Origin of the sequence: Sphingobium sp. Ant17, assembly GCF_000588875.1 — a bacterium.
Taxonomy (GTDB): domain Bacteria; phylum Pseudomonadota; class Alphaproteobacteria; order Sphingomonadales; family Sphingomonadaceae; genus Sphingobium.
Window position 1 is genome coordinate 1 of sequence record NZ_JEMV01000116.1, and the last position, 6,069, is coordinate 6,069.

3 protein-coding genes and 3 pseudogenes are annotated in these 6,069 nt (G+C 59.9%); 3 read left to right on the forward strand and 3 right to left on the reverse strand.

All coding sequences use genetic code 11. The features are described from left to right. Positions 1 to 22: 22 nt before the first annotated feature. A pseudogene (locus BF95_RS24125) lies at positions 23 to 629 on the forward strand (IS110 family transposase); the annotation flags it as partial. 464 nt (positions 630 to 1,093) lie between these two features. Here BF95_RS24125 and BF95_RS24130 read toward each other — a convergent pair. Continuing rightward, positions 1,094 to 2,272 carry an aromatic ring-hydroxylating oxygenase subunit alpha gene (locus BF95_RS24130; protein ID WP_043155243.1) on the reverse strand — a complete coding sequence of 393 codons (1,179 nt, stop codon included), beginning with the start codon at positions 2,270 to 2,272 and terminating at the stop codon, positions 1,094 to 1,096. A 193-nt stretch (positions 2,273 to 2,465) separates the two neighbouring features. Between BF95_RS24130 and BF95_RS24135 the strand changes: the two genes are divergently transcribed. Together BF95_RS24135 and BF95_RS24140 are read left to right on the forward strand one after the other, a co-directional pair. Continuing rightward, the gene (locus BF95_RS24135) at positions 2,466 to 3,233 is read left to right on the forward strand and encodes an SDR family NAD(P)-dependent oxidoreductase (protein ID WP_443018430.1); all 768 of its coding nucleotides are present in this window, start codon (positions 2,466 to 2,468) and stop codon (positions 3,231 to 3,233) included. Positions 3,234 to 3,323: 90 nt separating this feature from the next. After that, positions 3,324 to 4,643 (forward strand): aromatic ring-hydroxylating oxygenase subunit alpha, encoded by a 1,320-nt coding sequence (locus BF95_RS24140; RefSeq protein WP_235209977.1) that lies wholly within the window; start codon positions 3,324 to 3,326, stop codon positions 4,641 to 4,643. Here BF95_RS24140 and BF95_RS26935 read toward each other — a convergent pair. Then, positions 4,603 to 5,663: pseudogene (locus BF95_RS26935) on the reverse strand (IS630 family transposase). The gene BF95_RS24140 and the pseudogene BF95_RS26935 sit on opposite strands and share 41 nt — an antisense overlap. Further along, positions 5,615 to 6,069: pseudogene (locus tag BF95_RS28510) on the reverse strand (hypothetical protein); the annotation flags it as partial. The pseudogenes BF95_RS28510 and BF95_RS26935, both read right to left, overlap by 49 nt.

Here is a 6,069-nt window from a genome sequence, read left to right on the forward strand (position 1 = left end):
TCTCAACAGCAGCTGAGCAATCGAGATCCGCGGGGTCATGAAGCGTTTGGCATCGTCGTTCCCAAGGGTACAGGCCGTGTATTCGACGGGAATGTCCGCGAGCTTCTGGACGGCAGGGATGGCCTGGCACAGATCATATTGCCTTTGCTGGAGGCTGGCGCGACATCCGCAAGCGCGCCGCTGAACTTGATCGTCAGTTGCTCGCCGCAGCCCGGCAAAGCCAGGCAATCAAGCTGCTGATGACGATCCCGGGAGTCGGGGCGGTCACGGCCGTCTCCTATGCTGCGGCGATCGAAGACCCCGCAAACTTCAAAACTTCACGCGCGGTCGGCGCCTGGCTCGGGCTTACCACGCGGCGTTACCAATCAGGCGAAGTGGATTATGACGGCCACATCTCGCGGCGAGGCGACAACCATCTGCGCGGCCTCTTATACGAGGCGGCAACGGTCATTCTCACGCGCACCAGCGCTAGCAACCAGAGCGGCCTCAGAGACTGGGGCCTCAGGCTACGCGAGCGGCTGGGCTTCAAGCGCGCCGCGGTCGCTGTGGCCCGCAAACTGGCAGTCATCATGCACACAATGCTCAAAACAGGAGAGGCATTCAACACATCGGCTGGCGTCACCGCATAACCAATTCACCAGCTTAACTTCTCAGCGCGTCAGCATCTGACGTATTGAGGCGTCCCTGCCGTGGACGTGGGTCAGGTCATTCCGCTTTAACGGCTGCAGCTTTTTAAAGACTGCGCACAAAACATAGGAAGACCTTGCCTGCGGAGACCCATCATGCGGCGGCTTTATGCCGACCGCGAAGACAACCCTGCTCCCGGCATACGAACACCCTCGCGCGACACGCCGCATTGAGAAAAACAAGCACAAGGTTGATTAACGTGTCGACGCAATGCCCGACGCGATCAGCCTTCCCATGCCAACCACGCTTGACTGGAGGGACGCGATTATACAACCCGTTCGGGCTTACCTCAAGTCCGTTCGGGCTGAGCTTGTCGAAGCCCTCCACTTCTCTTCAAGAAGAAGGGCACTTCGACAGGCTCAGGGCGAACGGGGAAGGGGGGGCGTCAGATACTTTCGCCTCCGACTCACAATTCCGGCGGGTTTTCGTCCGGGTCGGCGCGCTGGAGATAGTCGACATAGTTGTGGAAATATTGGTTGCCGCGCTCGTTGCGGCCGAAGATGACCGATTTGACCGCGCCGGATTCCAGACCCTTTTGCACTTGCAGGCCGACGCCATAATCCTCGTCATTCACGACATCGCGCAGCCAGTCCATCATGCCTTCGATCGCGGCAGCGTCCGCCTCGTCCTTGGGCGGCTCACGCCGGATGAACATCAGGTTGGTGATGTTGTTGCCGGGCGTGTCGCCGGGGATGAGCTGGGCGACCTGGGTGATTTCGGGCGCGAAGAAGATGGAAATGTTGGGGAAGATGGTGCGGACGAAGTCATAGCCTTCATTCTCATGCTCGCCCCAATCGGCGCGCGGGATCGCGCCCAGCGCCTCCTTGATCCGCACCTGCGGATAGCCGACGCGCATATGCGGACCGAAGGCGGTGAAGTGCATGATGTTGCTGAAGGTGCGCGGATGGATGGTGGTGGGGTGCGCGGCGGCGAAATGATAGCCCTCCAGATAGCCGTCATAGGCGATCTTCCAATTGGGGCCATAGATGCGCCGCGACCCGCAATAATGCCAGTCGCCAAGGCCATAGGCATTGAGGTCATCGAGCATGCCACCCAGATGCGCGGTGATGTCGAATTCCAGCCCCGGCGTCAGGCAGATCCAGATGATCCCGCCCGCCTCCGCGACGGGCAAGGCGGTAAGGTTGCGGTCCTCCTTGCAGATGGGGCCGAATTTCTGCGGTTCGGCGACGCCGATCAGTTTGCCGTCATTGCTGTAGGTCCAGGCATGATAGGGACAGGAAAAGCGCTTGGCATTGCCATGGCCTTCGGGCTTGAGGATCATGCCGCGATGGGTGCAGACGTTCAGCATCGCTGCGACCGTGCCATCGCTCTTGCGCGTGATGAGGACAGGTTTGCCGAGCAATTCCATCGCCTTGTAATCGCCCGGATTGGGCATTTCGGCGGTCAGTGCGGCAAGCAGCGGCAGCTTCATGAAGATTTCCGCCTTTTCCCGCGCGAAATAGGCGGGGTCGGTATAGGCGGTGGCGGGCACTTCCATCGTGTCGGCGGCGCTGTGGGTGGTGCCGGTCTCGACATATTCGAGCATCTTTTCGGCTTCCTGGCCGATGACGTCATGATAGCCCATTGCAAACCCTCTCTCATGGCATAGCCGGTTGGCTTTGGCGTGCAGCATAGCGCGTGCGCCGCCCTGCCGGAACTCGGTAAGGTGATAGGTAGGGCGGCAGGGCGCGGCGGGGACTCTGACTAGCGCTAGTTGCACGGTTTACCATAATGGCCAGTCTGCGCGCCAAACAGTTCGATAAGAGGATAGCTGGCGCATGATGATCGATCTTCAAGGCAAAGTGGCATTGGTGACCGGGGCGGCGTCCGCCAACGGTTTGGGCTTTGCGGCCGCGCTCAAGATGGCGGGCCAGGGGGCGGGCCTGTTCCTGACCGATCTGGATGGCGCGGCGGTTAGCGCGCGGGCCGAGGAACTGCGGTCGCAGGGTTTTTCCGCGCAGGCGATGGCGCAGGATGTCACCGACGAAGCCTTGTGGACCAAGGTGATCGAGGCAGTGATCGCCGCCTTCGGCAAGATCGATATATTGGTCAATAATGCCGGTATCGCGGTGCTGCGACCGATGAGCGAGATGACGTCGGCCGATTGGCACAAGCAGATTTCGGTCAATCTCGACAGCGTGTATCTGGGCACCAAGGTCGCCGTCGATCAGATGCGGGTACAGGGGCATGGCGGGTCGATCGTCAACCTGTCTTCAATCGCGGGGCTAGTGGGCGTGCAGGGCACGGCCGCCTATGCCGCCAGCAAGGGCGGGGTGCGGCTGTTTTCCAAGTCGGTCGCGTTGGAAACCACGCGCGACAATATCCGCGTGAACACGGTGCATCCCGGCATGATCTGGACCGACATGCAGCAGGTGGCGATTGCCGATAACAAGGATATATTCGACCAGATCGTCGCCACCATTCCCATGGGCCGCATGGGCGAACCCGCCGACATCGGGTCGATGGTCGCCTTCCTGGCGTCGGACGATGCGCGCTACATCACCGGATGCGAATTTGTCGTTGATGGGGGGATGGTCGCGCAGTGATCGCGTCGCTATGTTTGAACAAGCGACCAAGGATTCGGCGCGCCGCATTTGCGGCGCAGCCGGGCAGGCGAGAATTTAGGAGAGAGAGTGATGGCTGAAAGCGATCCCCGGATCAAAGGCGCACCGCTACCGCGCTGCCCCGGCACGAGCGTCCGCGACCTGATGTTGGCGGACACCAATCCGGTGCCGGAATATCTCTACACCGACGAATATGAAAATCTGGGGTCGGACCCGATCCCGGCCAGCCGCTATACCAGTCCCGAATTTTTCGAGCTGGAAAAGCAGAAGATGTGGCCGCGCACCTGGCAGTTCGCGGCGCGGGAAGAGGAATTGCCGGAACCGGGCGACCATGTCGTCTATGAGAATGTCGGCAAATCCTTCCTGCTGATCCGGCAGGAAGATGGCTCGGTTCGGGCCTTCGCCAATGTCTGCCTGCATCGGGGGCGCAAGCTCAAGACCAGCGATGGCTGGTCGGCCGAACTGCAATGCCCGTTCCATGGCTTTACCTGGAATAATGACGGGTCGATCAAGCAGATTCCGTGCCGCTGGGACTTCTCGCACCTGAAAGACGAGGAGATGTCCCTGCCCGAAATCAGCGTCGGGCGCTGGGCGGGCTATATCTTCCTTCGCGAGGCGGCAGACGGGCCTACGCTCGAAGAGTTTCTCGCGCCCATGCCGGAGCATTTCAAGCGCTGGCGGCAGGAGGAATGCGCGACGGCGATGTGGGTGGGCAAGGTGGTGCCCGCCAACTGGAAGGTGGTGATGGAGGCTTTCATGGAAAGCTGGCACACCGTCGTCACCCATCCGCAATTGCTGCCGTTCACTGGCGACGCCAATTCGATGTATAATATCTATGGCGATTATGTGAACCTGACGGTGACGCCGTTCGGCACCATGTCGCCCCATGTCGATCCGACCGACAAGGCGGAACAATGGATCGTCGATGAGTTCGTCAAATATAATGGTCGGTCGTCCGACAATTATGAAGACAAGGAAGCGGCGGCGGGCGGCTATAATGTCAAGGTGCCAGAGGGCGTCACGGCGCGCGCGGCATTGGGGGCATCGCTGCGCGATACCACCACCGCCATGTTCGGCCATGATGTCAGCTTCGCGTCCGACGCGGAGATGATGGACGCGCTGCTCTATAATGTCTTTCCCAATTTCAGCCCCTGGGCGGGGTTCCAGCCCAATATCGTCTATCGCTGGCGGCCGTGGCATGATGTCGATCATTGCCTGATGGAGGTCCGCGTCCTGACCCGCGTGCCACCAGGGCAGGAGCATCCCAAGGCACCACCGATGAAATTCCTGTCGGTCGATCAAAAATGGACCGAGGCGCCGGAATTGGGGATATTATACCAACCTGCATTGATCACGACCCACGTGCCCATTTGCGGCGTCCAATTGTCATGATGCGCCAGGGCTGATCGATCAGCCTGTTCCAGGCTTCGCAGCAAAGGTCGACGATGTTGTCGTGGGACGTGAAGATGCGGTTGGATAGCCAGTTATCGCGCATGAACTGCCAGATATTTTCGACCGGGTTGAGTTCAGGACATTTTGGCGGCAGCGGAACGATGCTGATATTATCGGGTACTTCCAGCTTCCCGGTCATGTGCCATCCGGCCTGATCCATCAGCAGCACGCCGTGGGCACCTGGTTCGATAGCGAGCGATATCTCCGCCAGGTGCAGCGACATGGTCTGGGTATTACAGAAGGGCAGGACCAAGCCAGCGCTTACCAAGCTCAGGCAGATAGCGCCGAAGATGTAGGCTGATTTGGTCCTCTGATCCTTGGGCGCTGAAGGCCGGGTGCCGCGCCTGGCCCAGCGGCGGGTGATCTTGTTTTTCTGGCCGATACGGGCCTCGTCCTGGAACCATACCTCTATGGGCGTGTCGCGCGGGAGAGCGGCTTTGATCTTTGCCAGCTCGGCTGCAAAGCCCCCTTTTGAAGTCCTCCATCGCATATTCGTTCTGGGCATGGTGACGTGGGCGTGCCGTCAATTTCACATAGCCCAGCTTTTTCAACTCTCGCCCTACGGTCGTTTTCCGTCAGAGACACCCCAAATTCGTCATGAAGCCACCGCGCCAGGTCGATCAGCCGCCAACGCACAACTCCATGGATCGCTGGTATCGGTCCACTTTCAACGACCTCCGCGAGCGCTTGGCGCTGGGTATCATTCAGCAAGGGCGGCTTGCCTGGGGCCTTGCCGTCAAGGAGACCCGCTGGACCTCGGGCGTTGAACCGCACCACCCAATCCCGCACGATCTGCAGGGTTACTCCGCCGATGCGCGCGGCATCGCTGCGGTTCGCGCCATCATAGATTTCCGCCAAAGCTAGCAGTCGGCGTCCCTGGTTCGCGCTCTTTGTCGTCCGCGCCAGTCGCCTCAAGCCCGCTGCATCAAAGTCGTCTCGCAATCCAATCGCTGCACCCATGACAATGCCCTCCAACCCGAAGACATAGATTCATAGTTTCGCCGCTTTGCGAATCCCCCACGTGAGTCAGCATCACGGACCGATGGTATGACTTGGCGCATCGCAACGCAGCCCTCAAATTCGCCTTCCCGATCCGCGAGCAGAACGCATCCGTTCGGTGGCGCATACTTCCCCGGCAGGTTGGCGAATTCGGCATCGTTGTTTTGATAATCGAGATTCACCGGGGAATTGGCGATAAACTCACGCCAAATGCTCAGCACCGCCGCTGTGTCTTCAGGAAAGATCGCGTGTCGAATGATCGTCATAGCATGAATATCATGCCGAAGATCTTGGCTGCGATAAGGCGTGTTTTTGAGGACATTGTGGTGATGCGGGGACAACCCCGCCTGACGCCAATCACATGGCG

Coding starts and splice junctions, on each gene's coding strand:
- BF95_RS24130 (WP_043155243.1), bottom strand. CDS start 2,272: ATGGGCTATCATGACGTCATCGGCCAGGAAGCCGAAAAGATGCTCGAA.
- BF95_RS24135 (WP_443018430.1), top strand. CDS start 2,466: ATGATGATCGATCTTCAAGGCAAAGTGGCATTGGTGACCGGGGCGGCG.
- BF95_RS24140 (WP_235209977.1), top strand. CDS start 3,324: ATGGCTGAAAGCGATCCCCGGATCAAAGGCGCACCGCTACCGCGCTGC.